General features: G+C 51.5%; 24 protein-coding genes. 19 read left to right on the top strand and 5 right to left on the bottom strand.

Annotated features, from left to right (window positions below; all coding sequences use genetic code 11):
- Positions 1-114: 114 nt before the first annotated feature.
- The 16 genes from mraZ (at position 115) to lpxC (ending at position 18,057) form a co-directional block, all read left to right on the top strand.
- Entirely contained in the window at positions 115-573 is a 459-nt protein-coding gene (mraZ, locus tag ACN0S4_RS04285; protein WP_169930512.1) for a division/cell wall cluster transcriptional repressor MraZ, read from the top strand.
- Complete coding sequence (rsmH, locus tag ACN0S4_RS04280; protein WP_417656562.1) at positions 570-1,520, top strand: 16S rRNA (cytosine(1402)-N(4))-methyltransferase RsmH; 951 nt, start codon at positions 570-572, stop codon at positions 1,518-1,520. The genes mraZ and rsmH overlap by 4 nt, the downstream gene beginning before the upstream one ends.
- Positions 1,510-1,827 (top strand): cell division protein FtsL, encoded by a 318-nt coding sequence (ftsL, locus tag ACN0S4_RS04275; protein WP_169930511.1) that lies wholly within the window; start codon positions 1,510-1,512, stop codon positions 1,825-1,827. The genes rsmH and ftsL overlap by 11 nt, the downstream gene beginning before the upstream one ends.
- Positions 1,818-3,590 (top strand): peptidoglycan D,D-transpeptidase FtsI family protein, encoded by a 1,773-nt coding sequence (locus tag ACN0S4_RS04270; RefSeq protein WP_417656470.1) that lies wholly within the window; start codon positions 1,818-1,820, stop codon positions 3,588-3,590. The genes ftsL and ACN0S4_RS04270 overlap by 10 nt, the downstream gene beginning before the upstream one ends.
- Positions 3,583-5,064, top strand: coding sequence for a UDP-N-acetylmuramoyl-L-alanyl-D-glutamate--2,6-diaminopimelate ligase (gene murE / locus ACN0S4_RS04265; protein ID WP_417656469.1), 1,482 nt, complete (start codon positions 3,583-3,585; stop codon positions 5,062-5,064). The genes ACN0S4_RS04270 and murE overlap by 8 nt, the downstream gene beginning before the upstream one ends.
- On the top strand, positions 5,061-6,515 hold the full coding sequence (locus ACN0S4_RS04260) for a UDP-N-acetylmuramoyl-tripeptide--D-alanyl-D-alanine ligase (RefSeq protein ID WP_417656468.1): 1,455 nt from the start codon (positions 5,061-5,063) through the stop codon (positions 6,513-6,515). The genes murE and ACN0S4_RS04260 overlap by 4 nt, the downstream gene beginning before the upstream one ends.
- Complete coding sequence (gene mraY, locus ACN0S4_RS04255; protein ID WP_417656467.1) at positions 6,509-7,591, top strand: phospho-N-acetylmuramoyl-pentapeptide-transferase; 1,083 nt, start codon at positions 6,509-6,511, stop codon at positions 7,589-7,591. Before ACN0S4_RS04260 ends, mraY begins: the two co-directional genes overlap by 7 nt.
- Positions 7,592-7,606: 15 nt before the next feature.
- Positions 7,607-8,983 (top strand): UDP-N-acetylmuramoyl-L-alanine--D-glutamate ligase, encoded by a 1,377-nt coding sequence (gene murD, locus ACN0S4_RS04250; RefSeq protein ID WP_417656466.1) that lies wholly within the window; start codon positions 7,607-7,609, stop codon positions 8,981-8,983.
- A 4-nt stretch (positions 8,984-8,987) separates the two neighbouring features.
- Positions 8,988-10,217: a cell division protein FtsW gene (gene ftsW, locus ACN0S4_RS04245; protein WP_417656561.1), complete on the top strand. Its 1,230-nt coding sequence runs from the start codon at positions 8,988-8,990 to the stop codon at positions 10,215-10,217.
- Entirely contained in the window at positions 10,214-11,335 is a 1,122-nt protein-coding gene (gene murG / locus ACN0S4_RS04240; RefSeq protein ID WP_417656465.1) for an undecaprenyldiphospho-muramoylpentapeptide beta-N-acetylglucosaminyltransferase, read from the top strand. The genes ftsW and murG overlap by 4 nt, the downstream gene beginning before the upstream one ends.
- Entirely contained in the window at positions 11,332-12,828 is a 1,497-nt protein-coding gene (gene murC, locus ACN0S4_RS04235) for a UDP-N-acetylmuramate--L-alanine ligase (RefSeq protein ID WP_417656464.1), read from the top strand. The genes murG and murC overlap by 4 nt, the downstream gene beginning before the upstream one ends.
- Positions 12,825-13,751 carry a D-alanine--D-alanine ligase gene (locus ACN0S4_RS04230; RefSeq protein WP_417656463.1) on the top strand — a complete coding sequence of 309 codons (927 nt, stop codon included), beginning with the start codon at positions 12,825-12,827 and terminating at the stop codon, positions 13,749-13,751. The genes murC and ACN0S4_RS04230 overlap by 4 nt, the downstream gene beginning before the upstream one ends.
- 1 nt (position 13,752) lies before the next feature.
- Positions 13,753-14,508 carry a cell division protein FtsQ/DivIB gene (locus ACN0S4_RS04225; protein ID WP_417656462.1) on the top strand — a complete coding sequence of 252 codons (756 nt, stop codon included), beginning with the start codon at positions 13,753-13,755 and terminating at the stop codon, positions 14,506-14,508.
- A 10-nt stretch (positions 14,509-14,518) separates the two neighbouring features.
- On the top strand, positions 14,519-15,751 hold the full coding sequence (ftsA, locus tag ACN0S4_RS04220) for a cell division protein FtsA (protein WP_169930502.1): 1,233 nt from the start codon (positions 14,519-14,521) through the stop codon (positions 15,749-15,751).
- Between the two features lie 66 nt (positions 15,752-15,817).
- Positions 15,818-17,026 (top strand): cell division protein FtsZ, encoded by a 1,209-nt coding sequence (gene ftsZ, locus ACN0S4_RS04215; protein WP_417656461.1) that lies wholly within the window; start codon positions 15,818-15,820, stop codon positions 17,024-17,026.
- A gap of 119 nt (positions 17,027-17,145) precedes the next feature.
- Positions 17,146-18,057 carry a UDP-3-O-acyl-N-acetylglucosamine deacetylase gene (gene lpxC / locus ACN0S4_RS04210; protein WP_417656460.1) on the top strand — a complete coding sequence of 304 codons (912 nt, stop codon included), beginning with the start codon at positions 17,146-17,148 and terminating at the stop codon, positions 18,055-18,057.
- Positions 18,058-18,166: 109 nt separating this feature from the next.
- Here lpxC and ACN0S4_RS04205 read toward each other — a convergent pair whose 3' ends face one another.
- Positions 18,167-18,625, bottom strand: a complete 459-nt coding sequence (locus ACN0S4_RS04205) for a DciA family protein (RefSeq protein WP_417656459.1) — start codon at positions 18,623-18,625, stop codon at positions 18,167-18,169.
- 25 nt (positions 18,626-18,650) lie between these two features.
- On the opposite strand from ACN0S4_RS04205, the gene ACN0S4_RS04200 reads away from it, so the two are divergent.
- The 3 genes from ACN0S4_RS04200 to mutT are packed head-to-tail and all read left to right on the top strand — an operon-like array spanning position 18,651 to position 22,706.
- Positions 18,651-19,586 (top strand): M23 family metallopeptidase, encoded by a 936-nt coding sequence (locus tag ACN0S4_RS04200; protein WP_417656458.1) that lies wholly within the window; start codon positions 18,651-18,653, stop codon positions 19,584-19,586.
- Between the two features lie 35 nt (positions 19,587-19,621).
- On the top strand, positions 19,622-22,324 hold the full coding sequence (secA, locus tag ACN0S4_RS04195) for a preprotein translocase subunit SecA (protein WP_417656457.1): 2,703 nt from the start codon (positions 19,622-19,624) through the stop codon (positions 22,322-22,324).
- Positions 22,311-22,706, top strand: coding sequence for an 8-oxo-dGTP diphosphatase MutT (gene mutT / locus ACN0S4_RS04190; protein WP_417656456.1), 396 nt, complete (start codon positions 22,311-22,313; stop codon positions 22,704-22,706). The genes secA and mutT overlap by 14 nt, the downstream gene beginning before the upstream one ends.
- A gap of 92 nt (positions 22,707-22,798) precedes the next feature.
- On the opposite strand, the gene zapD is transcribed toward mutT, so the two are convergent.
- The 4 genes from zapD to ACN0S4_RS04170 are packed head-to-tail and all read right to left on the bottom strand — an operon-like array spanning position 22,799 to position 26,345.
- Positions 22,799-23,560, bottom strand: a complete 762-nt coding sequence (gene zapD / locus ACN0S4_RS04185; protein ID WP_417656455.1) for a cell division protein ZapD — start codon at positions 23,558-23,560, stop codon at positions 22,799-22,801.
- 35 nt (positions 23,561-23,595) lie between these two features.
- The gene (coaE, locus tag ACN0S4_RS04180) at positions 23,596-24,192 is read right to left on the bottom strand and encodes a dephospho-CoA kinase (protein ID WP_417656454.1); all 597 of its coding nucleotides are present in this window, start codon (positions 24,190-24,192) and stop codon (positions 23,596-23,598) included.
- Positions 24,192-25,058, bottom strand: coding sequence for a prepilin peptidase (locus ACN0S4_RS04175; protein ID WP_417656453.1), 867 nt, complete (start codon positions 25,056-25,058; stop codon positions 24,192-24,194). Before ACN0S4_RS04175 ends, coaE begins: the two co-directional genes overlap by 1 nt.
- A 48-nt stretch (positions 25,059-25,106) precedes the next feature.
- Positions 25,107-26,345, bottom strand: a complete 1,239-nt coding sequence (locus ACN0S4_RS04170; protein WP_417656452.1) for a type II secretion system F family protein — start codon at positions 26,343-26,345, stop codon at positions 25,107-25,109.
- Positions 26,346-26,350: the final 5 nt, after the last annotated feature.

Below are 26,350 nucleotides of genomic sequence, written 5' to 3'. Positions count from 1 at the left end.
ATCCAAGCGCGCCGTTACACGTCGCAAACACCACTTTTTTTCTTGACAGTGGGAAAGATCGGCACCTAGACTGTCACCTTGTGGGGATTTGTGGGTAAAAGTGGATCAATTATCATGTTTCGTGGTGCAGCATCATTAAGTCTAGATGAGAAGGGGCGTCTTGCGATACCAGCAAAGTATCGTAAAAGCCTCCTATTAGACTGTGATGGCCAAATGGTTTGCACCATAGATATCAAGCAACCTTGTTTATTGCTGTATCCGTTGCCCGAGTGGCAACTGATTGAACAAAAGCTCACCACCTTATCTAGCATGAACCCCGCAGAGCGTCGTCTCCAGCGGTTATTGCTGGGTCATGCTGAAGATTGCCAGATGGACAAAGCGGGACGCATTTTGATTGCGCCGACGCTACGCCAACACGCGGACTTAAGTAAAAAGATCATGATTGTTGGTCAATTGAACAAGTTCGAACTCTGGTCTGACGCAGCATGGCAAACTCAAGTTGCAGCCGATATGGCCGCAGAACAACAAGACGATTTGGCACTCAGTGAACGACTACAAGACTTCTCATTATAATGACAAAAGCGCCGCAACATGTCTCGGTGCTGTTACAGGAGTCGATTGAGGCTCTTGCGATCAGACCAGACGGACTGTATCTCGATGCTACCTTCGGAAGAGGGGGGCATTCACGGGCGATTTTGTCTCAATTAAATGACCAAGGCCACCTTTATGCACTGGATCGCGACCCCACCGCGATAGCAGCCGCAGCGGAATTGGTTGACGATCCACGCTTTACCATCATCCACACTCCTTTCTCACAACTTGCCGACGTTGTCGAAACGCACCAGCTTCAGGGGCGCTTGGACGGCATTTTATTCGATCTTGGCGTCTCATCCCCACAGCTTGATGACGCTGAGCGCGGTTTTAGCTTCATGCGTGAAGGCCCACTCGATATGCGCATGGATACCAGCACCGGCCCCACCGCTGCTGATTTTGTGAATACTGCAACTGCCGATGAAATCGCTTTTGTGTTACGCGAATATGGCGAAGAACGCTTTGCCTGGCGCATTGCTCAAGCCATTGTGAAGCAACGCGAGGAACAGCCGTTCACGACCACCAAGCAATTGGCTCAACTAATCGACCAAGCGGTACCATTTAAAGATAAGCACAAGCATCCGGCAACGCGCAGTTTTCAAGCCATTCGCATTCATGTGAATGGTGAATTGAAAGAAATTGAAGCCGGTTTAGCGGCGGCTATTCCAGCATTGAAAGAAGACGGTCGGTTAGCTGTGATTAGCTTTCACTCACTCGAAGATCGCCTCAGCAAACGTTTTATGCGAGCGCAAAGTCAGGGGCGGCCAATCCCCGCTGGCTTACCCGTGCGTGACGATGAGTTTGATCGCGGTCGGACACTGCGGTTGGTGGGCAAAGCAATCAAGCCCAGCGCTGCAGAAATTAATGCCAATCCAAGAGCCCGTAGTTCGGTTCTGCGTATCGCGGCGAGGTTAGCTTATGACGACTAGTCGCGTACCTGGCCTTATCAGCGTATTAGTGGACGATCTTCGCCAGCAATTTGTGCTGGTTTTGCTGTTTCTATTGGTCATCGTCTCAGCATTAGCAGTGATCTACGTGTCGCATGCGCATCGCCAGCTCACCATTGAACGCGATGATCTGTTGTCGGCGCGTGACCAACTGGATATCGAATGGCGTCACTTACAAATTGAAGAGACGGCGTTGACCGAGCACAGCCGCGTTGAACGCATTGCAGAGCAGCGCCTCGACATGGTGCGTCCTGAAGGCGAACAGGAGGTGCTAGTACCATGGCAATAAAATCTCCTCGCCCTAGTTTGAACAAACGGTTGAAGAAAATTCAGCCGCACTTGGCGCATGGTCGCTTCTACTTTGCGCTGGGCATGCTGTTCTTGGTATTCACATCGTTGGTTGCTCGTGCGGCCTACATTCAGGTCATTGAACCTGAGCGACTGATTTTTGAAGGCGACCGCCGCTCATTACGCGCCGATACCACCATGGTGCAGCGCGGTACTATTGTGGACCGCAATGGTCGTGAATTGGCGGTCAGTGTGCCGGTACAGACGGTTTGGGCCGATCCGAAACAAGTTCATGACGGTGATGGTCTCGCTGATCGAGAGCGTTGGTTAGCGCTCGCTGAAGTATTTCGCGTCGATGTGAATGACCTCATCAGCAAAGTCGAAGATCCTACACGTCGGTTTGTCTACTTGGAACGCAAAGTCACCCCTGGAGTAGCCGACTTTGTGCAACAGTTGCGTATTCCCGGCGTGCATTTGAAGACCGAATCACGACGTTTTTATCCCGTCGGTGAAATTGCTGCCCATGTGGTTGGCTTCACCGATATTGATGGCCGCGGAATTGAAGGCCTCGAAGCTATTTATGATCAAGTACTCACTGGCATTCCCGGTGAGCGTGTTTATCGCAAGGATGCGCAAGGACGGGTTGTTGAAGAGATTCGCGTCACCGCTGCTCAAGAACCACAACAACTCACACTGAGTATTGACCAACGTCTGCAATCACTCGCTTACTCCGAACTAAAAAAAGCCGTGCGCTATCACCAGGCAACGTCCGGATCAGCTGTGATTGTCGATGTGAAAACAGGTGAAGTACTCGCGATGGTCAACAGCCCGTCCTTTAACCCGAATAATCGCAACGATATGCAGTCGCACAAACTGCGCAATCGTGCGATTACTGACTCCTATGAACCAGGTTCTACCATGAAGCCGCTGGCGGTTTTGGCTGGGCTTGAGGCTGGAGTGATTCGCAAAGACGACATCATTGATACCCATCCGGGTTGGATGCGCCTGGGCGGACGCCGTGTTAGCGATCCGAAGAATCGTGGTGAGCTGACGGTCAGCGAAGTCTTGGAAAATTCAAGCAATATGGGCTCCGCGCGCATTGCGCTCGAAGCTGGCATCGACAATATGATGTCGACCTACGCCGCGCTGGGTTTGGGCAACGACACCGGTGTCGCGATGCTCGGTGAGAGCTTCGGCATCTTGCAGAGTCGTCGCCGCTGGTCTGACTTTGAAATCGCCACCTTGTCGTTTGGTTACGGCTTGTCAGTTACGACCCTTCAGCTGGCGCAAGCTTACGCCATTATCGGTAACGGCGGCGTGAAGCGTCCACTGAGTATTCAACGTCGCGAGGGTATCCCAGAAGGCGAACAAGTCATTAGCCGCGAGAACGCGGAAGCCGTGCTCAGCATGCTGGAAAACGTGGTTATGAAAGGCTCCGCGAAAGAAGCACGCGTGCGTGGCTATCGCGTTGCCGGTAAAACCGGTACCTCACGCAAAGCGGTGGCAGGTGGTTACGGTGATGAATATGTCACGCTATTTGCCGGTATTGCACCGGTCAGTGACCCGCGCATTGCAGTAGTGGTGACCGTGAATGAACCGAGCGGTGATGAATACTATGGCGGCGATGTATCGGCACCAGTGTTTGCCGAAATTGTCGGTGATGCACTGCGCATCATGAATATCGCACCAGATAATCTTGAAGATACTCAGCCACGTGTGGCTGGCTTTGTTGGCTCCGCATTGCCGGGAGGTGCAGATGATTAAGCTCAGTCATTTGTTACCCAACTATCCGTTACCGTTGCCAGAGGTTCCGGTTACTGGCTTGAAGTTAGACAGTCGACAAGTGGCTGGCGGTGATGTGTTTGTTGCAGTGCCAGGTTATCAAAGTGATGGTCGCCAATTTATTGATGCAGCGTTAGATGCAGGCGCTATTGCAGTGTTGGCTGAATCAGATAGCTACGGTATTGAGCAACGTGGTAGTGCCATCGTGATTGAAGTACCGCAACTGAAAAATGAGTTGTCCTTTATTGCTGCGCGTTTCTATCAGCAACCGGCGCAGCAGATGCGCGTCATTGGCGTGACCGGCACGAATGGCAAAACATCGGTGACCTATATTGTGGCGCAATTACTCGAAGCGCTTGGAGAAAAATCTGGCGTTATCGGCACCACCGGCAGTGGCTTCCCGGGTCGTTTAGTCCCCGAAACCCATACCACGCCAGACGCGATTGCGGTGCAACAGCGCCTGTCGGCATTGCGTGCTGAGGGAGCAGTGAATGTTGCAATGGAAGTCTCTTCCCACGCGCTAGTTCAGCGCCGCGTTGAGGCCATTTCATTTGCGGCTGGTATTGCGACCAATATCAGTCGTGATCATTTGGATTATCACGGCACCATGGCGAACTACGCCGGTGCGAAACGTCGCTTGTTCACCGAACTAGATACGCAGGTCAGTGTGCTCAATGCAGATGACAGTGCGGTTGCAGCGTGGCTGCCCGACCGCACCGATAGCTGGCGCTTTGCGACAACACCACAAAATACCAAACGCAGCGTCTGGGCCACCGACATTCATTACACCGCAACTGGCACCACGTTCAAGGCGCACATTCGCGTCACGGACGAGGTTCAAGAGTTTGCGGTCAGCAGCCCCTTATTAGGTGGCTTTAACGTGTTTAACGTACTCGCAGCGATGACCACGTTGTGTGCGCTGAAATACCCGTTTGCGCAAGTTGCAGCAGCCGTTGCTGATCTGCAACCTATTCCTGGGCGGATGGAGACATTTACTGCGCCACAACGGCCGTTAGTCATTGTTGATTACGCCCACACACCCGATGCGCTTCAGCAAGTGCTGCAGAATCTGCGTCGACACTGTGACGGTCAGCTTTGGTGCGTGTTTGGCTGTGGCGGTGATCGTGACCGCGGCAAGCGCCCGCAAATGGGGCAAGTGGCTGCGCAATATGCGGATCAGGTGGTTGTGACCGATGACAACCCACGCACGGAACCGCCTGAGCAAATCGTCCAAGACATTATGACAGGCATTCATCAGCGTCAGCATGTGCAAGTTCAACATGGACGCCGTGAAGCCGTCGCTGCTGCTATAGCGGCTGCAGCACCGCAAGACATCGTCTTGTTGGCTGGGAAAGGTCACGAGGATTATCAAATTATTGGCCGCGAGCGAATCGATTATAACGAGCGCGCGTGGGTTGCCGAACAGATGCAACAATCAGTCGAGGTGCGCTCATGATTACAGTGAGTTTACAGTGGATAGCCGCTGCCGTAGGTGGTGAGCTGCAAGGCGAACATTGCACCATTAATCGGGTGAGTACAGATACTCGCTCACTGCCACCAGGCTGTTTATTTATTGCTCTGAAAGGGCCGCATTTTGATGCGCACGACTTCATTGCTGACGCCATTGATCAAGGGGCCGCAGCCATTCTGGTTGAACGTCCGATAGACATGGATACGCGCCGTGGAGTTCCACAAATTATTGTCCCGAACACTCGGCATGCGCTTGGCCAACTGGGTGCGGCGGTGAAGGCACAAGTAGCTCCAAAAACTATCGCGATTACCGGTAGTAGTGGAAAAACCACAGTCAAAGAAATGCTGGCCGCCATCCTACAAACTCGCGGCGATGTGTTGGCTACACGCGGCAACTTTAACAATGACATCGGTTGCCCACTGACGCTGCTGAGGCTTGAGCCACAACACGAGTTTGCGGTGATTGAATTGGGTGCGAATCATCCGGGTGAGATTGCTTACACTACACGTCTAACCATGCCCGATGTTGCGATTATCAATAATGTTGCGCCGGCGCATGTGGAAGGTTTCGGGTCGGTGCATGGTGTGTTCCGTGCCAAAACGGAGATCTTCCGCGGTCTAGGGCCAGCAGGGATTGCACTAACTCCGGCTCACTCGGAGTTTGCCGAATGCTGGCAGCAAGAACTTGCAGAGCGGACTCATTTTACGTTCGGCCGCCAGTCCGATGATGTGCAACCGCACATCGCCGCAACAGACGTTGAATTGAATGACCAAGGCTGCGCCAGTTTCACCGCGCATGTTCCAGCAGGATTATCGACACTGGAACCGACCGAACAGACCGCTCGAGTGCAGCTGTCATTGCCAGGTTTACACAACGTTGACAATGCTTTGGTAGCCATTGCGGCAGCGCTTGCGGTAGGTTGTGCGCTGGCTGATGCAGCCACAGCTCTCAACCAATTAACGCCGGTCAGTGGACGCCTGAATGTGATGACTTTATCACCGCAGTTGCGCCTCATTGACGACACCTACAATGCCAATGTTGGCTCCGTCAAAGCTGCCCTCGATACGCTTGCCGCGTACCCAGGCTTTCGGTTGATGATTCTTGGTGATATGGGCGAGTTGGGTGCACAAGCCAGACAATATCATGAGGAAGTCGGCGCCTATGCCATTCAAGCGGGCATCGACAATTTATTTACGCTCGGGGTGCTGAGTCAAAGCGCGAGCGAGGTTTTCAATGGTCGCGGTGGACGTCACTTCTCCCAGTTCGATGCGCTCATTGAAGGTGTTATTGAAGCCGTACAACAAGCCAAAGTGCCAGTGACGATTCTTGCCAAAGGGTCACGCAGTGCGCATATGGAACGTGTCATAGAAGCTTTAACAGTGCGCCAGAACGAACTGCAACCCGGCTACACCGAAAAAGGAAAACACGCATGTTAGTGTGGTTGGCGGAGTACTTAACCCAGTACGCGACATTCTTTAACGTCTTTTCGTATTTGACGATGCGCGCCATTTTGAGCGTGTTGACCGCATTATTGATAGCGTTATGGATGGGGCCTGGGTTGATTCGCTGGTTGCAGCGCCTGCAAATAGGCCAATCGGTTCGCGATGACGGACCTCAGTCGCATTTAAGCAAAGCGGGCACACCCACCATGGGTGGTGTGTTAATTATTGCCGCCATCGTTATCTCAACCGTTCTTTGGGCTGATCTCGCGAATCGCTATGTTCAAGTGTTACTTGGCGTTGTGCTCGGCTTTGGTCTGGTGGGCTTTATCGATGATTACCGTAAAGTCGTACAGAAAAATTCGAAAGGTCTCCCTGCGCGCTGGAAGTACTTCTGGCAGTCGGTCATCGCCACTCTTGCTGCGGTATTTTTATATGCCAACGCAACCGTGGGTGCAGAAACACAACTACTCGTGCCATTTTTCAAAGACATCATGCCGCAACTGGGTTTGATGTACATAGTGTTGGCATATTTCGTTGTGGTGGGAACCAGTAACGCGGTCAACTTGACCGATGGTCTCGATGGACTCGCCATTGTGCCGACCATCATGGTTGCCGCGGCTCTCGGTATCTTCGCCTATGCCGCCGGTAACGTGAATTTTGCTGCGTATCTGAATATTCCTCACTTGCCGCTCGCTGGTGAATTAATCATCGTCTGCACCGCCATTTGCGGTGCCGGACTCGGTTTCCTCTGGTTCAACACTTATCCAGCGTTGGTGTTCATGGGCGATGTAGGTTCCCTCGCACTCGGCGCAGCGCTCGGCATGATTGCGGTGTTGGTTCGCCAAGAATTTGTTTTGTTCATCATGGGCGGTGTGTTCGTGATGGAGACAGTATCGGTGATGTTGCAGGTCGGTTCGTACAAACTGCGCGGGAAACGCGTGTTTCGGATGGCCCCCATTCATCATCACTATGAGTTAAAAGGTTGGCCAGAGCCGCGCGTGATTGTGCGGTTTTGGATCTTGTCGTTGGTCTTTGTCCTGATTGGACTTGCCACATTGAAACTGAGATAAGGCAGCACGTATATTATGCCCGTTATGCTCAATAAATCGCTAACACAGTATGACACCATTGGTGTGGTCGGAATCGGCCAGACCGGGTTGTCTGTGGTGCGTTATTTATTGGCACAAGGTGTTGAGCCAGTAGTATTCGATACCCGTGAGCAACCGTCTAATTTAGAGGCGTTGACTGAGCTGCATGATGGTCTCGAAGTGCATTTAGGCGCTTTAGATCCGGCTTTACTGCTGCAGATGGATGTCTTAGTCGTCAGCCCAGGCGTCGATTTGCGTTTACCAGAATTGCAGTTGGCCGCCGATGCTGAGATCCCCCTGATTGGTGATATTGATATCTTTGCCCGCCTCGCCACCAAGCCAGTGATTGGTATCACTGGGTCGAACGGCAAGTCGACCGTGACGCGATTAACCGCAGCCTTGCTAGAGACAGCCGGCAAACGTGTAGCGGTAGCGGGTAATATTGGTGTGCCGGTGTTGGATGTAGTGGCGAATGATGCTGACTACGACATCTATGTTCTGGAACTGTCTAGCTTTCAGCTCGAGCTCATGGAAAATCTCAGCTTGGCAGCGGCTACGGTGCTGAATGTTTCCGACGATCATATGGATCGTTATTACACCCGCCGCGATTATGTGGATGCCAAACAACGCATCTATCAGAATGCGCGTTGCGCGGTATGGAATCGTGAACAGCCGGCAACTGAGCCGATGTCGATGGCGCCACGCCAACATTTCACATTTGGTCTAGATGCGAGTGAAACCGAGCGCCCACACCTGTTTGGAATTGGCGTTGATGGTGGTGATGCCACCCTTGAATTCAAAGGCCAAGCGCTTGCCAAAGCGTCTGAATTACAGTTGGCGGGTATGCACAACTTAATGAATGTGCAAGCTGCACTGGGTCTGGTGTATGCCGTAGGTGTAGAACCGCAGCAAGTGCTCGCGACCATCAAATCATTCAAAGGCTTACCGCACCGCTGCGAGACCATATTAGAGCAAGGCGGTGTCACTTGGATCAATGACTCCAAGGCGACCAATATTGGCGCTGCTGAAGCGGCTATTTTTGGCGTGCGACGTCTGGTTTCAGGCAAGCTGATTCTGCTTGCTGGTGGTGATGCAAAAGGAGCAGACTTTAAAGCGTTTCGCAGTGCACTTGATCAAGTGGATGTGCTCATCACCTTTGGTCGTGATGCGGATCGAGTCAGCCAGAATTTTGCCCAAGAGCGCCCCCATGTGCGCGTAAAAGATTTACCGGAAGCGGTCAGTGTTGCGGCGCAGCGAGCGATACCAGGGTCTATGGTGCTACTGTCACCAGCTTGCGCAAGCCTCGATATGTTCCGCAACTATGAAGACCGCGGTGAGCAATTCCGTAAAGCAGTGGAGGCTTATTATGACTAAGTCGATATCAACTGCTGAACAACAATTAGAACTGGGCATCACACAGACCAGCGAACGCAGCCAACCGTGGCAGCGTTGGCTACGTTGGTGGCAACCTGAGTCAGCGCCGCTGTACGACCGTGTATTGCTGTGGCTGAGCTTGGCGTTATTGGCCATTGGCCTGGTGATGGTTACTTCGGCCTCTTTTCCAGTGGCTGAACGGTTAACCGATAATCCGTTTCACTTCTTCTTCCGTCACTGCATGTATCTGGCGCTGGGCATGGGACTGTTAGCAACAGTGGTGCAAGTGCCTATTCAAGTGTGGTTCCGCGGTTCTGCTGTGTTGCTACTCATTGCTATCGGTATGTTAGTGATGGTGCTGATTATTGGGCATGAGGTAAACGGTGCGAAACGTTGGATCAAAGTCGGTCCGTTGACACTGCAAACCGCCGAGCTCGCCAAACTATTCTTTGTTGCTTATGTGGCGAGCTACCTGACGCGACGCCATGACCAAGTGCAGGAAAACTTGCGCGGCTTTATTAAACCCCTAGCAGTGCTGTTCATCTTCGGCTGTCTGTTGTTGTTGCAACCTGACTTTGGCTCGGCGGTCGTCATGACCAGTATTGTGGTCGCCATGCTGTTCTTGGCGGGTGCGCGACTCTGGCAATTCTTCGCCATTTTCATTGCTATCAGCTTGCTGTTGACGTTCTTAATCTACTTTGAACCTTACCGGATGCGTCGTGTAGTGTCGTTCCTCGACCCTTGGCAGGACCCCTTTGGTAGCGGTTATCAATTGACGCAGTCACTGATGGCCTTCGGGCGCGGTGACTGGTTTGGACAAGGTTTGGGCAACAGTATTCAGAAGCTCCAATACCTGCCTGAAGCGCATACCGATTTTATTATGGCTGTGGTTGGTGAGGAACTCGGTTTCGTCGGCATTTTGACGGTGCTCGTGCTGGTGTTCGCACTGGTATTTCGGACCATGCAACTGGGGCGTCGCGCATTGGAACGTGGGCACCAGTTTGGCGGCTTTATGGCCTATGGCATTGGCGTCTGGTTTGCCTTTCAAGCCATGGTCAATATTGGTGCTGCCGCCGGCCTACTGCCAACCAAAGGACTGACATTACCACTGGTCAGTTACGGTGGAACTAGTTTGCTGATTAGCTGCATCACCATAGGCATTTTGTTGCGGCTTGATTATGAAGTTCGCATTGGCTCCATGAAAGTGGCGCCGCGGTCAGGGAGGCGCGCATGAATCGAGTACTAATTGCTGCCGCTGGAACTGGCGGACATGTATTTCCGGCGTTGGCTGTGGCAGAAAAACTTCGCAGCTATGGCTGGGAAGTTCTCTGGCTCGGTACTGCTGAAGGTCGATTGGAATCGAAGGTTGTACCTAATGCTGGGTTTCGGCTTGAGACCGTTGGTATGCAGGGGCTGCGTGGGCATGGACTCATGCGTAAATTGAGCATGCCATGGCAGTTACTCAAGGCTGCCTGGCACTGTCGTCAGTTGCTTCGCCGCGAACGCATTCAACTAGTGGTGACCTTTGGTGGATATGTCTGTGGACCAGCGGGACTCGCTGCACATTGGTGTGGAATTCCATTGCTGGTTCATGAGCAGAACGCGGTTGCGGGCATGACGAATAAATTCTTAGCGCGTTTTGCGAGCCATGTAATGATTGGCTTTGCGGCTGCTCGTAAACAACTCCCGAAAGCGGATGTCACCGGTAACCCATTACGCGAGCAAGTGCTCGACAATGCCCGCCAACAACGCGGACAACCAAAAGCGGACCGCGACGGTGTCGCGGCCTTGGTGATTGGCGGAAGCTTAGGCGCAACGGCGTTGAACGAAGCCTTGCCAGCGGTTTTTGCCGAGCTGCAAAAGCAGTTGAGCGACCAACTCATACAGGTCGTGCATCAGTGTGGTGCAGGTCGACAAGCTGAAGTAGAGCAGTTTTATGCAGCACAAGATTTTACCCGCGTGACCGTGGTCGATTTTATTGACGATATGGCCAGTGCTTATGCCGCTGCTGATGTAGTGATATGTCGTGCCGGCGCACTGACGGTTGCCGAGTTAGCGCTATTAGGTAAGCCTGCGGTACTGATACCGCTGCCACATGCCGTGGACGATCATCAAACCGCAAATGCCATGGAACTCGTGCGCGCTGAAGCTGGCATTTTGTTGCCACAATCAACGCTCGCCAAAACGAGCACTGCAGTGCAACGGTTGGCGCCTGTGTTTGCCGATGCTGAGCTCCGTCGCAGTATGCAGAAAAATGCTGCAGCGGTCGCCTATCCGAAGGCTACCGATGCAGTGGTGAATCAATGTGAACGCTGGGCTAACCCAGAAGCAATCAAGGCAGGACGAGTATGACGCAGTTGAAGAGCCAGCCATTTACCGTGGTAAGCGTGCCAGAGATGCGGCGAGTGCGCCGTATTCATTTTGTCGGTATCGGCGGTGCCGGTATGGGCGGCATTGCTGAGGTATTGGTGAACCAAGGCTATGACATTGCGGGCTCCGACATTGCCGAAAATGCAAATACTCAACGGTTACGTCAGTTCGGCGCTGAGATTTTTATCGGTCACTCGAGTGAGCATGTGAAAGGCGCTGATGTAGTAGTGGTGAGTACTGCGATTCGAGCCGATAACCCTGAGTTAGTTGCCGCTAAAGCAGCGTTTATTCCGATTGTACGTCGCGCTGAGATGTTGGCAGAGCTCATGCGATTCCGACATGGCGTCGCCATTGCTGGAACCCATGGGAAAACGACTACCACGTCGCTAATCGCGAGTATTTTTGCCGAGGCAGAGTTAGATCCTACCTTTGTTATTGGTGGCTTGCTGAATAGCGCCGGTACGAATGCACGGCTAGGAACCAGCAAGTATTTAATTGCCGAAGCGGATGAATCGGACGCATCGTTCTTGCACTTACAACCGATGGTGTCGGTGATCACGAATATTGAAGCCGACCACATGGATACCTACGGCGGTGACTTCAACAAGTTGTTGGACACCTATGTCGAGTTTCTGCATAACCTGCCGTTTTATGGATTGGCAGTAATGTGCGTCGATGACCCCGTGGTGCGCGAATTGTTGCCGCGCGTGGGACGTCAGCTCATTACTTATGGTTTTAGCGATGATGCTGATGTACGTGCATCGGATTATCAGCAAGCCCGCGGACAAAGCAGTTTCACCGTGCATCGCGCCGGTCGCGAACCGCTACAAGTGACAGTCAATTTGCCGGGTAAACATAATTGCTTAAACGCCTTAGCGGCTATTGCGGTAGCGACCGATGAGGGTATTGAGGATGGTGCTGTTGTACGAGCACTGACTAAGTTTGAAGGCATTGGTCGACGGTTCCAGCATTTAGGTTCTTATGCTTTAGCTGGCGCAGCAGGTGAGGGTGATGTGATGTTAGTCGATGATTACGGTCATCACCCATCAGAAGTGGCAGTAACTATTGCAGCAGCGCGCGCTGGGTGGCCTGAGCGGCGTCTTGTGATTGCGTTTCAGCCGCATCGTTATTCACGCACCCGTGACTTGTATGACGATTTCGTGCAAGTACTCGCGCAAGCCGACGTGGTGTTGCTGCTCGACGTATACAGCGCTGGTGAAGCACCGGTGGCTGGCGCCGATAGCCGTGCGTTAGCTCGTTCATTACGGATGCGTGGTGGCAACAAGCTCGAACCGATTTATGTCGGCAGCCAAGCCGAGTTGAAGCAAACCTTGGCCGATTTATTGCAGCCGGGCGACCTGTTGCTTGCGCAAGGCGCTGGCAACATCGGTGCGCTGGCTCGCGATCTCGCTGCAACCGAACTTCAACCTGAACAATTACGTGCAAGTACGGCGCAAGCAGGAGGCCAAGTATGAAGCAGTATGGCAAGGTCGCGGTGTTGATGGGCGGTCATTCCGCCGAGCGCGAAGTATCGCTGCGTTCAGGCGCTGCCGTGTTAGGCGCGTTGCAATCGCAGGGCGTCGATGCGCATGCGTTTGACCCCAGTGAACAAGCATTGACCCACTTGGTTGACCAGAATTTCAGTCGCGCTTTTGTGGTGTTACATGGTCGCGGTGGAGAAGACGGAACCGTGCAAGGTGCATTGGAATACTTGGGCATCCCTTATACCGGTACCGGCGTGCTCGGTTGCGCGTTAGCGATGGACAAAGTGCGCACCAAACAAATTTGGCAGGCGCAAGGATTGCCCGTTGCAGAGAGCGTGGTGATCCGCCGCGGACAATCAGTTGATGCAGCCGGCTTACTCCGTCAGCTTGGTGGCAAGGTCATGGTGAAGCCCGCTCAAGAGGGTTCAAGTATTGGCATGAGTTCGGCGAACACGCCGGAAGGTTTGAGTAAGTCACTACAACTAGCGCATGAGTATGACCAAGAAGCGTTGGTTGAGGCTTGGTTGGCTGGTCCGGAATACACCATCAGTATTTTGGGTGAACGCGCGTTGCCGTCGATTCGGCTGCAAACTACGCATGAATTTTATGATTACGCCGCCAAATATCAGGCTGGCGATACGCAATACCACTGTCCAGCTGGGCTATCGCCGTTACAAGAGCAGGCGTTACAGCAATTAGCCGTAAGCGCATTTCGCGCGGTGGCAGGCAGTGGTTGGGGTCGCATTGATGTGATGTGTGACGCCTTTGGTGAATTTAAATTGTTGGAAGCGAATATGGTGCCTGGCATGACAGCCAAGAGTTTAGTGCCTATGGCGGCGCGGGCAACCGGACTGAGCTTCGAGCAATTAGTGTTAGAAATTCTCGATTTCAGTTTGACTGAACACGAGGATTAAGGTGGCCGCGGTACGTTGGCAGTTTTGGCTCGGTTTCACGTTTTTTGTTTGCGTGTTAGCAGGAGCCATTGGCGGGGGAATGTGGTTGTACGACACCGCCATGGATGCCAACGAAGTACCACTGAAGCGCTTGGTAGTGCAGGGTGAGTTGACCTATGTGACACCGGCCGAAGTACGAACTGAATTGCAAGGCGCTGAGTTAGGTAGTTTCTTCTCAGCCGATGTTGATGAGATTCGGCAGCGCGTTGAAGCGATGGCATGGGTACGCCGCGCCTCAGTTCGCAAGGAATGGCCTGATATTTTGCAGGTCTATGTGGTTGAACAGCGGCCACTTGCGCATTGGAATGCCGGCCAACGTAGCGATGCGTTGGTGAATGAAGACGGCGAGATTTTTCGCGCGGACAAAAGCGTGCTCACTACCGAGTTGCCTTATTTGGCCGGTCCTGAGCATGCAGTTGATGAGACCATTGAGGCTTATCGACAAGCGCAAGAGTTATTGCAGTTGAACGGCCATAGTGCGGTCAGTCTGCAACTCAGCGAGCGCTTCGCAGTAACGGTAGTGCTCGGCTCAGATATCGAGTTACGACTCGGACGCGAAGGATTGCTAGAGCGGATGCAGCGGTTTATTGATTTGTATCCGCGTATTGCGGAACACAAGCAGCAACCGATTGAATCGATTGACTTGCGTTACGACACCGGTGTGGCAGTGCGATGGTTGAATTCGGATAACGATAATAATCAGACGAATAAAAAGTAGAGAGTAAAACATGTCTAAAGCAGCAGAACGGAACATGGTGGTTGGTCTCGATATCGGCACAAGTAAAATTGTCGCGCTGATCGGCGAGATTATTCCCGATGGTGATATCAGTATCATCGGTGTCGGCGCGTCGGCTGCACGTGGCATGGACAAGGGCGGCGTCAACGACTTGAACCTAGTGGTGCAGTCCATTCAGCGCGCGGTGGAAGAAGCGGAGCTAATGGCCGACTGCCGCATCGCGTCGGTCTACTTGAACATTTCGGGTCGTCATATTGCCTGCCAAAACGAAAGTGGCATGGTGCCGATTAACGAGGCCGAAGTGACTCAGGATGATGTGGATAGCGTGATCCACGCTGCTAAATCGGTTCCGATTGCGCAAGAACGCCGCATTTTGCATGTGTTACCACAAGAGTTCGTCATTGATTCGCAAGAGAGTATCAAGAGCCCAATTGGCATGTCAGGCGTTCGGATGGAGGCCAAGGTCCACATTATTACGTGTGCCAATGACATGGCGAAGAATATTCAGAAAGCCGTCGAGCGTTGTGGTTTGACCGTTGATCGACTGATTTTCTCGGCGTTGGCATCGAGCTATTCAATTCTGACCGACGATGAAAAAGATTTGGGCGTGGCTTTAGTAGATATGGGTGCTGGCACCATCGACATCTGTATCTATACCGGTGGTGTGTTGCGCCACACCGCAGTCATTCCTGCGGCGGGTAATCAGGTCACCAGTGACATCGCGAAGATTTTCCGTACGCCACTGAATCATGCCGAAGAAATTAAAACCAAGTATGCGTGTGCGCTGCGCGACATGGTCAGCAAAGACGACAATATTGAAGTGCCTTCTGTAGGTGGGCGACCATCGCGGATCATGCAGCGCCATATTCTGGCTGAAGTGGTCGAGCCTCGGTATGGCGAATTGTTCGAATTAGTGCGGGATGAAATTCAGCAAAGCGGTCTCGAAGATCAAATTGCTGCCGGCATTGTGATGACCGGCGGTAGTGGACGCATGGAAGGCGCCATTGAGTTTGCCGAAGAAATTTTCCAAATGCCAGTGCGACTGGGTGAACCGTTGGGTATGCAGGGTCTGAGTGATTACGTTCAAGACCCGACCTATGCGACCGCTGTCGGCTTGCTGCGCTATGGACAAGAAGATGTATTAGCTCGCCAGAAAGAAGCGAGCAGCACCAACGTGATGGGCTTATGGAAGCGCATCCACGGTTGGTTTAAAGGTGAGTTCTAAGATTTAAAACAAGAATTTTAGAAAGAGTTTTGGGGTAGTACAATAAGCAGGTAAAGGAGAAACAATATGTCTGAAGTATTTGAAGTTGTAGACAATTTTGACGCAGATGCAGTCATTAAAGTGATTGGCGTCGGGGGCGGCGGTGGTAACGCCGTGAAACACATGATTCATGCCAACATTGAAGGGGTGCAGTTTATTGCCGCCAATACAGATTCGCAGTCACTGCGTAATCATGGCGCGCATATCACCATTCAATTAGGCAATGACCTCACCAAAGGTCTCGGCGCTGGCGCGAACCCAGAAATCGGTCGCCAAGCTGCTGAAGAAACCCGTGAGCAAATTAAACAACAGCTGCAAGGCGCCGATATGATCTTTATCGCCGCTGGTATGGGCGGTGGTACCGGTACTGGTGCGGCACCCGTAGTTGCGGAAGTGGCGCGTGAGCTGGGTATTTTGACGGTTGCGGTCGTCACCAAGCCTTTCCCATTTGAAGGCAAAAAGCGTATGGCTATTGCTGACGAAGGGATTGCGCAGTTGGCTCGCTATGTCGATTCCTTGATCACCATCCCGAACGAAAAGTTGCTGAAAGTTCTCGGTAAAGGAACCAGTTTGTTGGATGCATTCAGCGAAGCCAACAACGTTCTGTTAGGCGCTGTTCAAGGTATCGCTGACTTGATTACCCGTACTGGTTTGATCAACGTCGACTTTGCGGACGTCCGGGCGGTTATGCGTGAAATGGGTACTGCCATGATGGGAACCGGTGTTGCGCGTGGTGAAGACCGTGCTCAAGAGGCTGCAGAAATGGCGATCAACAGTCCATTGTTGGAAGATATCGATCTTTCTGGCGCTCGCGGCGTACTAGTCAACATCACTGCGGGTATGGACCTCAGTATCGACGAGTTCGATATTGTCGGTAATACCGTCAAAGCCTTTGCATCAGAAAACGCGACGGTCATTGTTGGTACGGTTATTGATACCGAGATGTCTGAAGAACTCCGCGTAACAGTTGTCGCAACCGGTATTGGTGCTGAACGCAAGCCAGACATTTCATTGGTCAACAATCAGCAGCAACAGCCACGTCGTGAATCGCTGTACGGTCGTTCGAGCGGCGGTTACGAAGGTGCAGCCACTGCACGTCAATTGATCGAAGAAGAAGACTATCAAGAACAGATCGAAGACGAAGTGGTGAAACCAGCGGCAAAACCGAAAGCAGGTGCTGGTAAGGATATGGATTACTTAGATATTCCTGCGTTTTTACGTCGCCAAGTGGACTAAACACCACTATTTGACGTAAAAGAGGGGTAAAGGGCCTGAAAAAATTGCGGTTTTTTCAAGTTTTGGGTAAACTATTGCGCCTTTTACTGGTCAGATGACAGGTGAGAAGAAGCTGAAAGATGATTAAACAACGTACGATTAAGCAACCTATTGCAACCACAGGTGTGGGTTTGCATAAAGGGAACAAGGTACAGTTAACACTGCGTCCGGCGCCTGCGAATACAGGTCTGGTGTTTCGTCGTGTCGATCTGAATCCTGCTGTAGATATCGTCGCCAATGCAGAGTTGGTGCGCGACACGCGTATGTGTACCTGTTTAATCAACGAAGACAATGTGCGCGTTTCAACAGTCGAGCATTTGCTTGCTGCTATCGCCGCCATGGGCATCGACAATCTGATCATTGAAGTCGACAGTCACGAAATCCCGATCATGGATGGCAGCTCTCATCCATTTATCTACCTGCTGCAGAGCGCCGGGATTGAAGAACAGTCGTCTGCCAAAAAGTTTATCCGAATCAAGCAACCGGTTCGTGTTGAAGACGGTGACAAGTGGGCGGAACTACTACCCCATAATGGTTTCCGCATCGATTTTGCCATCGACTTCGACCATCCGGCCATTGCTGACACCGGCCAGGTGTTCAGCATGGACTTCAGTACCAAAGGTTTCGTGAAGCAAATAAGCCGTGCGCGCACGTTTGGCTTTATGAAAGACATCGAATACCTCCGCGCTAATAATCTGGCGCTAGGTGGTAGCTTCGACAATGCAGTGGTACTGGATGAATTCCGCATTTTAAACAGCGAAGGCTTGCGTTATGACGACGAGTTCGTCAAACACAAAATTCTCGACGCTGTTGGTGATTTGTACATGGGTGGTCACGCTATTCTGGGCCACCTGCGTGCGTTCAAATCAGGCCACGCTTTGAATAACATGCTGCTACGCGAAGTCTTGGCAAATCAAGAAGCGTGGGAGTTTGTGACCTTCGAAGAAGCGGACGTGAAAGCACCAATCGCGTTCCAACCGGTCACCGCCTAAACACAGTAAATTGTGAATAGTGAACAGATAATAGAAACAGACATATAGGCCAGCAGTCGCTGGCCTTTTTGTTTTTTTCACTTACCTATTCACTATTCACTATACACTGTCACTTTTCGTATTTGGTTGCTAGCGCTAGCAGTTGCGAGCGCAGCGGCTCTTCGCACTGTTCAGCTTGTTCCCGTAATTGTCTTACCGTATCGCTCAGCGAGTCGCTGCTCGAGGGCTGCTTGCGTGGTTCTGGTGCAGCGTGTTTGGTAGTAGGGGCGATGCGTAGTTCAAGTCGTTCGACCGCAAGCATAGCTTCATTGCGAAAATACGTTATAATGCGGCTTTGTTGCATTTTCAATCGTGTCGCAATAGCGGCCGATGAAACTTGCATGATTAGGGTTTGTGCGCGGACGTTCAAAACCTGACAATGCTCAGACAAAGGCGACAGCTGCAGTACGTGAAAACAATCACGTAATTGCTGTTGCCAGCGTTTGTGTTGCTCGGTAAAGTCAGCAAATTGCTGAAGCTTTTGACCATCGAGCACATGTTGTAGGGTACGGGGTCGAGAGCGAGCCATAAGTTTCAAAGCAACGAGAGATTGCATGAGTCTAACAGTCTTCTATCGAGGCACCAAAGTAAAATTCGGATTCGAGCTCACGCGGCGCCGATTGCTGTCTTTAGCAGGTTTGACGGCTTTGGGTGTGCTGGCTCTGAGTAAACCCTGGGAATACAGTGGGGTGGATCCAGAGGCTGCGCGTGCCAGTATTAGCGATGAGCAAATTCGATTGGCAGCGCAAACAAAAGCGGTTGCCCAATTGAAGGATGAAACCGAGAAAAAGCTCGCAGCAATGACCATCTATTTGGGTGAAATGCAGGCGCAGATGCGCCGGCTAGACGCTCTAGGTCAACGGCTGGCTGCGGTAGCTGAACTCGATAACGGTGAATTCGAATTTGGCGAACAATCCGCATCACCACTCGTCGGTGGACCAGAAATTTCCATCACGGAAGCGCCGCGTGTCGATGGTCGCGATGTGGTTGATCAGATTGATCGCATGCTCGACCAGCTCTCCGATAAACAAAATCAGCTCTCCCTCCTTGAGTCTGTGATGATGAGTCACCATATCTCTGCTGAGAGCTTTGTGGCAGGGCGTCCAATTGCGTCAGGTTGGTTGTCGTCACAGTATGGTGTGCGGAAAGATCCGTTTAATGGCACACCAGCTATGCATAAGGGCCTCGACTTTGCCAGTTTGGAAGAAAATGCCGGTGTGTACGCAACCGGTGCTGGGGTTGTCACATGGTCAGGTGAGCGTTATGGCTACGGCAAGCTCATTGAAATTGACCATGGGGGCGGTTTAAAAACGCGCTATGCCCATTGTAAAGAATTGTTGGTGAAAGAAGGCGATGTTGTCACACGCGGCCAAGAAATAGCCATACTCGGAAGCACCGGACGCTCGACAGGTCCACATGTGCATTATGAGGTGCTCCGCAACAATCGACAAATTGACCCTTATAAATATGTATATCGCGAAGCCAATTAAGGCACGCGACAACGACCACAGGATTTTAAATTCTCATGCTTGGAAGTATTTTTCGGAAGGTTTTTGGTAGCCGTAACGATCGTATCCTCAAAGGTTTACAAAAAAATGTGCAGCGCATCAATGCGCTTGAACCAGAATTTGAGGCATTGAGCGACAGTGAATTAAAACAGAAAACTGCTGAGTTTAAGCAACGCTTAGGCCAAGGTGAAACGCTCGACGACATTCTCGTTGAAGCATTTGCAACCGTGCGCGAAGCATCCAAGCGTGTATTTAACATGCGTCATTTTGATGTGCAGCTGGTTGGCGGCATGATCTTAAATGACAACCGTATTGCCGAAATGCGCACTGGTGAAGGTAAAACCCTTACTGCGACCTTACCCGCGTATCTCAACGCGTTGACAGGTAAAGGCGTGCATATTGTGACGGTGAACGATTACTTAGCGCGTCGTGATGCCGAAACTAACCGTCCGTTGTTCGAATTCCTCGATATGACTGTTGCCTTCAACATTCCGGGTATGAATCCACGGGACAAAAAGGCTGCGTATCAAGCCGATATCACATACGGGACCAATAACGAATTTGGCTTCGATTATCTGCGTGACAACATGGCGTTTACGCCGCAAGACCGCTCACAACGTGAATTGAATTATGCCATTGTGGATGAGGTTGACTCGATTTTAATCGATGAAGCGCGGACTCCACTAATTATTTCTGGTGCCGCTGAAGATAGCTCAGAGCTCTATATCAAAATGAATGAGCTGGTGCCGTTGCTGAAGAAAGCCGACAAAGAAGATAGTGAAGAAGGCCGTGTTGAAGGTGACTTCACAATCGATGAAAAAGCACGCCAGTTACATTTGACCGAAGAAGGTCAAGAGAATGTCGAGCAATTATTGAAAGAGCGCGGCATGCTCGCCGAAGACGACTCGCTTTATTCGGCCGCAAATATCACTTTGCTACACCATGTGAATGCAGCGCTGCGCGCGCGGCACTTATTCCATCGTGACGTCGATTATATTGTCAAAGACGACCAAATCGTGATTGTCGATGAACACACGGGTCGGACAATGGAAGGTCGTCGTTGGTCGGAAGGCTTGCACCAAGCCATGGAAGCCAAAGAAGGCGTCACCATCCAAAATGAAAACCAGACGATGGCGTCGATTACCTTCCAGAACTTCTTCCGCCTGTACAATAAATTGGCGGGTATGACAGGTACCGCCGATACCGAAGCATTCGAGTTTAAATCTATTTATGGTCTAGAGACGGTCGTTATTCCAACCAACCGTCCGATGATTCGCGATGACCGTGCTGACTTAATCTTCCTGACCGCTGAAGAGAAGTTCGATGCTATCGTCGAAGATATCCAACAGTGTCGCGAGGCCGGTCGACCAGCACTAGTTGGTACAATTTCCATCGAAACCTCCGAGCTACTGTCTGGCTTATTGAAGAAAAAGAAAATTCCACACAACGTCTTGAACGCAAAATTCCATGCGCAAGAGGCCGATATCGTTGCCCAAGCTGGCTTGCCAGGAGCGGTGACCATCGCTACCAACATGGCGGGTCGTGGTACGGATATCGTACTGGGTGGTAATTTACAGTCTGAAATTGAGAAGCTGAAAGAGCCAAGCCCCGAGCAAATCGATAAAGTGAAGACAGCTTGGCAAGAGCGTCATGATGCCGTTATCGCCGCGGGTGGTTTACATATTATTGGTACCGAGCGTCACGAATCACGACGTATCGATAACCAGCTCCGTGGTCGTTCAGGTCGTCAAGGTGACCCGGGTTCATCACGCTTCTACTTGTCACTGGAAGACCCGTTGATGCGTATCTTCGCCTCAGAGCGCATGGGTGCCATGATGAAACGCCTCGGTATGAAACGTGGTGAAGCCATCGAACATCCTTGGGTGTCACGCGCTATCGAGAATGCACAGCGCAAAGTTGAAGGCCGTAACTTCGATATTCGTAAGCAATTGCTTGAATACGATGATGTCGCCAATGACCAACGTAAAGTGGTGTACGAGCAACGCAACGAGTTGCTCGATGAAGGTGATATTTCAGAAACGATTAAAGTTATTCGCGTAGATGTGGTTGAGAATGTGATCAACGAGTACATCCCGCCGCAATCTCTTGAAGAAATGTGGAATGTCGAAGGTTTAGAAGAACGCCTACGCGCTGATTTCGATGTGCAGTTGCCGGTGCAGAAGTGGTTGGATGATGACGACAAGCTGCATGAGGAAACCTTGCGTGAACGTATCTTCAGCGAAATTGAGCAAGCGTATGCAGCCAAAGAAGAACAAGTGGGCTCGCAAGTATTACGCCAGTTCGAAAAGGCTATCATGCTACAAAGCTTGGATTCGCATTGGAAGGAACACTTAGCGGCGATGGATCATTTGCGTCAGGGTATCCATTTACGCGGCTACGCGCAGAAGAATCCAAAGCAGGAATACAAACGTGAAGCGTTTGAACTCTTCACCGACATGCTCGAAGCGCTGAAATTAGAAGTCGTGACGATTCTGAGCAAAGTACGCGTACGTGCGGAAGAAGACGTCGAAGCGGTTGAAGCTAAGCGCCGTGAAGCAGCAGAGCGGGCGCCGAAGCAATTCACTCACGAGAGTGCGAGCACCAGCGGTAGTCCATCACCTGAGCCAGCAGAGTCTGCTGCAGCGCAGAAAGTGGGCCGCAACGATCCATGTCCATGTGGGTCGGGTAAAAAATATAAACAATGTCATGGCAAAATCTAACGCCATTCATGTTGCCGTCGGTGTCATAGAAAACACCGACGGTGCCATCTTCATCAGTCGTCGCCATCAGCATTTACACCAGGGCGACAAATGGGAATTTCCAGGCGGTAAAGTCGAAGCGGATGAGTCTGTCTACGATGCCTTATGCCGTGAGCTGCAAGAAGAGTGCAACATCCAAGTTACCTCGGCAACACCCTTCACAGTGATTCAATTCGATTACCCGGATAAAAGCGTCATTCTGGACGTCTGGCACGTTCATTCGTTCACGGGCACAGTGCATCAGCGCGAAGGCCAAGAATGGCGCTGGGTCGATCGTAGCGAACTAGAAGCCTATCCTTTCCCGGAAGCCAACACCCGAATCGTCAACCTCTTGTGTCAGTGAACAGTGAATAGTGAACAGTGAACACAAAACATGAACTGTTCCTCTATTCTTTTTTCCCTTTTCACTATTCACTATTCACTATTTACTGTCAGTTAAGGGCATAACGCCAGGCTGAACGTCACATCTTCTTCGTAGGACGCTTTCCCATCGACTGGGGTGTAGCGCAGGAAGCGGATGCTGAAGCGGGTTTTGTGGCCACTGATGACCGGGTAGGCAGGAATATCTGCTGGGACTTGTAAGCGGAGTAACGACAGAGCTTCGGTGGTTTCTTGTAAGAGGCCTGCAGGCGCGACCACGTTGCGAAACATCGCTTGACCACGCAATAGTTGTAGCTCTAATTGCAGGCTCGATAGCAGGACATCGAGCTCTTTCCACCAGCGCGCGCAATCGGCGGTACGCAGGTCTTGTGATTGGTGAAGCCAATAATGTAATTGCGGGACATCGAAGTTACAGGTACCACCTGGCATCGCAAAACGCTGGCGAATCACGCCCAGTAAACGATCTTGCTTTAAGCTACTACCAACACGCGTCATCGGCTGAATTGCTGCTAGTGCATCGCGCACGCGGGTTGCGGTGGCGGCCAGTTGTTCCTGATTCACATCAGGGTGCTGCGCCCACAATTGTAGTTGTGTTTTGCGGCGGTCTAGGTCTTTTTGAACATCAGTGCGAACATCACTGCGTTCACAGAGTTCTAAAATGGCAAACAAAGCTGAGAAGTAGCGCGCGTAATTGGTCGCATCGACCGGTCGCTGAGGAGCGAGCATTTGCAACAAATGTTCAAGGCGCAGGTAAGTACGTACCCGCTCATGAAGTGGATATTCATAATCAATCGTTGCTGCAGTGTTATCGCTCATGGTCTCTATCATAACGGCTTATTGCGCAGTTGCAATTATTGTTCGAGCTGCTGGAGGTAAAAGCGGTGTAAGCGCGCCACTGGCTCCACCAAAGCATCCTGCGTACCGCTGTTATCAATAACATCATCTGCAGCTTGTAGGCGCTCAGCGCGCGACGCTTGTGCCTGCATGATGGCAGCAACTTGCTGTGCGCTAACGCTATCGCGCTGAAGCGTTCGCTCAACCTGCAATGCCTCGGAAATGTCGACCACCAGTACGCGATCACACAACTCGGTCAGCTTATTCTCAACCAACAGTGGCGCGGAAAGAATGACATAAGGCGATTGTGCTTGTTTCAGCGCGGCAAGAATCTGCTCGCGAATCAGCGGATGCGTAAGCTGATTCAGCCAGACTTTGTCTTCTGGATGCTCGAACACTCTGGCTCTCAACCAAGCGCGATTCAACTCGCCCGTTCCGAGCAAGGCTTGGTCACCAAATCGTTCATGAACTTGCTGCAGGGCGTCGCTGCCGAGTTGAAAGAGTCCGCGGGCGATAACATCCGCATCCACCACGTCGATGCCATAGGTTTGAAAGAGGTTAGTGACGGTCGTTTTACCGCTACCGATGCCGCCGGTCACGCCTACTACATACATCAGCGTGCCAACCAAGACCAATAGGTAGACAGAATCAGCTCACCCCAGACCATGGTAATGACCCCGCCACAGATCAAGAACGGGCCAAATGGTATTGGCTGACCAGCTTTGGTTTTGCGCAGCCATTGCAAAGTAAGGCCCAATATCGCTCCGCTACCCGCAGCAGCAATAATAATGACGGGGAGATACTGAAAACCGGTCCACGCACCAAAGGCAGCCAGCAATTTAAAGTCGCCATAGCCCATACCTTCTTTACCGGTCAGCAGTTTGAAGATCCAATAAACCGACCATAGGAATAAGTAACCAGCCATAGCGCCAATCACGGCATCTTGCAGACTCACTGGGCCGCCATAAATGGCGTAACCGAGCCCCAGCCAGAGCACGAACAATGTAAATGGGTCTGGCAGTAGCATGTGGTCAAGGTCAATAAAGAATAGGACAATCAATAGAGCGGCAAGCAACATATAAATGCCTGCATCAATGCTCATTCCGAACTGCCACGCCAACACCCCAAATACTGCACCAGTCAGTGACTCAATCCACGGATAGCGCGCAGAAATGGCAGTTCCACACGAGCGGCATTTTGCTCGCAACAGCAGCCAACTGATCACCGGAATATTGTCGTACCAACTAATAGCGGACTGACATTTGGGACAACGAGAATTGGGCGTCGCTAGATTAAAGGGTTCAGCTTTTGGGAGTTCTTGCTCTTGCAATTGGGCACATTCGGCTCGCCACTGGCGTTGCATCATGACGGGATAACGGCCAATGACCACATTGAGAAAGCTGCCGACAATCAACCCGAAAGCAATACCAAAAGCTGCTGCCCAGGGGGTGTGTGCAGCATAAAGCGTCATTAAGTCCATACGATTTCCTAGTCGAACTGATTCTGCGGTTAATGAACCGACAAATTGTTAGCCAACAACTTGGCCCAAACTGAAGATCGGCAAGTACATCGCGACAATCAAGCCACCGACGAGTACCCCGATAACCACCATAATCATCGGCTCTAACAATGCGGTTAAGTTATCCACTAAGTCATCGACTTCGCGCTCATAGATGTTAGCAACTTTGGCCAACATATCATCCAATGCACCAGATTCTTCACCAATGAAGACCATTTGTACTGCCATAGTGGGGAAAAGGTCGGCACTTTGCATTGCGGTATTCATTTGCATACCCGAACTGACCTCTTCGCGAATACGCAAAATGGCGTCACGATACACCGCATTGCCCGATGCGCCTGCAGCGGACTCGAGTGCGCTGATTAACGGCACACCCGCAGCGAAGGTAGTGGATAGGGTACGTGCGAATCGCGCCACCGCTGCTTTATTCAAGATAGTGCCTACAATCGCAATTTTGAGCGACAATTGGTCAACACGATCGCGGAGTTTCTGGCTCTTCTTATAGGCGCGTTTAAACAGCCAACCTGCTGCTGCTATTCCTGCAGCAACATACAAGAAATAGGCTTGCACAATTTCTGACAAGGTCACCACAAATCGAGTCATGGCTGGCAACTCAGCGCCGAAGTCTTTAAATACAGCTTCAAACTGCGGTACCACAAACACTAATAGGATGACGGTAACGGCTAATGCCACCACGATTACGGATGCGGGGTAGACCAAAGCTTTTTTGATTTTGGCTTTGAGAATCTCAGACTTTTCGCGGTAGGTGGCAATCCGATCATAAATGGTTTCAAGTGAACCGGACTGTTCGCCGGAATCGACGAGGTCACAATATAACGAATCAAATACATCGGGGTGTTTGCGCAAGGAAGACGCTAGCGGTGAACCCGCACCAACGTCAGCACTAATGGTCAGCATTAACTCGCGAATACGAGGATTATCGACACCTTTGGCAACCATTTCGAGAGCCTGCAAAAGTGGCACCCCAGCTTCCAGCATCGTCGCAATTTGCCGGGTAAATAGGGCGATGTCTGCGCCAGTGATTTTCTTTTCGCCAAACAGTGGTTTCGATTTCTTCTTGATAGACTTTGGGGTGACGCCTTGGTCCCGCAGTTTGGCTCGAACTTGCTTATCATTATCGGCGCGCATCAGGCCTTTAACTTTGACGCCACGCTTATTAATGCCAGTCCAATTAAACTCGAGAATCTCTTTTGCTTTTGGGCCTTTGCCAGCCACTTTTGTTGCCATAGTCA

The sequence above is a fragment of the Pseudidiomarina aestuarii genome, from assembly GCF_048263735.1.
Taxonomy (GTDB): Bacteria; Pseudomonadota; Gammaproteobacteria; order Enterobacterales; family Alteromonadaceae; genus Pseudidiomarina; species Pseudidiomarina aestuarii_B.
This window is presented reverse-complemented; position numbering and strand designations above follow the sequence as displayed.

Excerpts from the sequence above, each read along its gene's own strand:
- mraZ (WP_169930512.1), top strand. The coding sequence starts at position 115 with ATGTTTCGTGGTGCAGCATCATTAAGTCTAGATGAGAAGGGGCGTCTT.
- ftsL (WP_169930511.1), top strand. The coding sequence starts at position 1,510 with ATGACGACTAGTCGCGTACCTGGCCTTATCAGCGTATTAGTGGACGAT.
- ACN0S4_RS04270 (WP_417656470.1), top strand. The coding sequence starts at position 1,818 with ATGGCAATAAAATCTCCTCGCCCTAGTTTGAACAAACGGTTGAAGAAA.
- murE (WP_417656469.1), top strand. The coding sequence starts at position 3,583 with ATGATTAAGCTCAGTCATTTGTTACCCAACTATCCGTTACCGTTGCCA.
- ACN0S4_RS04260 (WP_417656468.1), top strand. The coding sequence starts at position 5,061 with ATGATTACAGTGAGTTTACAGTGGATAGCCGCTGCCGTAGGTGGTGAG.
- mraY (WP_417656467.1), top strand. The coding sequence starts at position 6,509 with ATGTTAGTGTGGTTGGCGGAGTACTTAACCCAGTACGCGACATTCTTT.
- murD (WP_417656466.1), top strand. The coding sequence starts at position 7,607 with ATGCCCGTTATGCTCAATAAATCGCTAACACAGTATGACACCATTGGT.
- murG (WP_417656465.1), top strand. The coding sequence starts at position 10,214 with ATGAATCGAGTACTAATTGCTGCCGCTGGAACTGGCGGACATGTATTT.
- murC (WP_417656464.1), top strand. The coding sequence starts at position 11,332 with ATGACGCAGTTGAAGAGCCAGCCATTTACCGTGGTAAGCGTGCCAGAG.
- ACN0S4_RS04230 (WP_417656463.1), top strand. The coding sequence starts at position 12,825 with ATGAAGCAGTATGGCAAGGTCGCGGTGTTGATGGGCGGTCATTCCGCC.
- ftsA (WP_169930502.1), top strand. The coding sequence starts at position 14,519 with ATGTCTAAAGCAGCAGAACGGAACATGGTGGTTGGTCTCGATATCGGC.
- ftsZ (WP_417656461.1), top strand. The coding sequence starts at position 15,818 with ATGTCTGAAGTATTTGAAGTTGTAGACAATTTTGACGCAGATGCAGTC.
- lpxC (WP_417656460.1), top strand. The coding sequence starts at position 17,146 with ATGATTAAACAACGTACGATTAAGCAACCTATTGCAACCACAGGTGTG.
- ACN0S4_RS04205 (WP_417656459.1), bottom strand. The coding sequence starts at position 18,625 with ATGGCTCGCTCTCGACCCCGTACCCTACAACATGTGCTCGATGGTCAA.
- ACN0S4_RS04200 (WP_417656458.1), top strand. The coding sequence starts at position 18,651 with ATGAGTCTAACAGTCTTCTATCGAGGCACCAAAGTAAAATTCGGATTC.
- secA (WP_417656457.1), top strand. The coding sequence starts at position 19,622 with ATGCTTGGAAGTATTTTTCGGAAGGTTTTTGGTAGCCGTAACGATCGT.
- mutT (WP_417656456.1), top strand. The coding sequence starts at position 22,311 with ATGGCAAAATCTAACGCCATTCATGTTGCCGTCGGTGTCATAGAAAAC.
- zapD (WP_417656455.1), bottom strand. The coding sequence starts at position 23,560 with ATGAGCGATAACACTGCAGCAACGATTGATTATGAATATCCACTTCAT.
- coaE (WP_417656454.1), bottom strand. The coding sequence starts at position 24,192 with ATGTATGTAGTAGGCGTGACCGGCGGCATCGGTAGCGGTAAAACGACC.
- ACN0S4_RS04175 (WP_417656453.1), bottom strand. The coding sequence starts at position 25,058 with ATGGACTTAATGACGCTTTATGCTGCACACACCCCCTGGGCAGCAGCT.
- ACN0S4_RS04170 (WP_417656452.1), bottom strand. The coding sequence starts at position 26,345 with ATGGCAACAAAAGTGGCTGGCAAAGGCCCAAAAGCAAAAGAGATTCTC.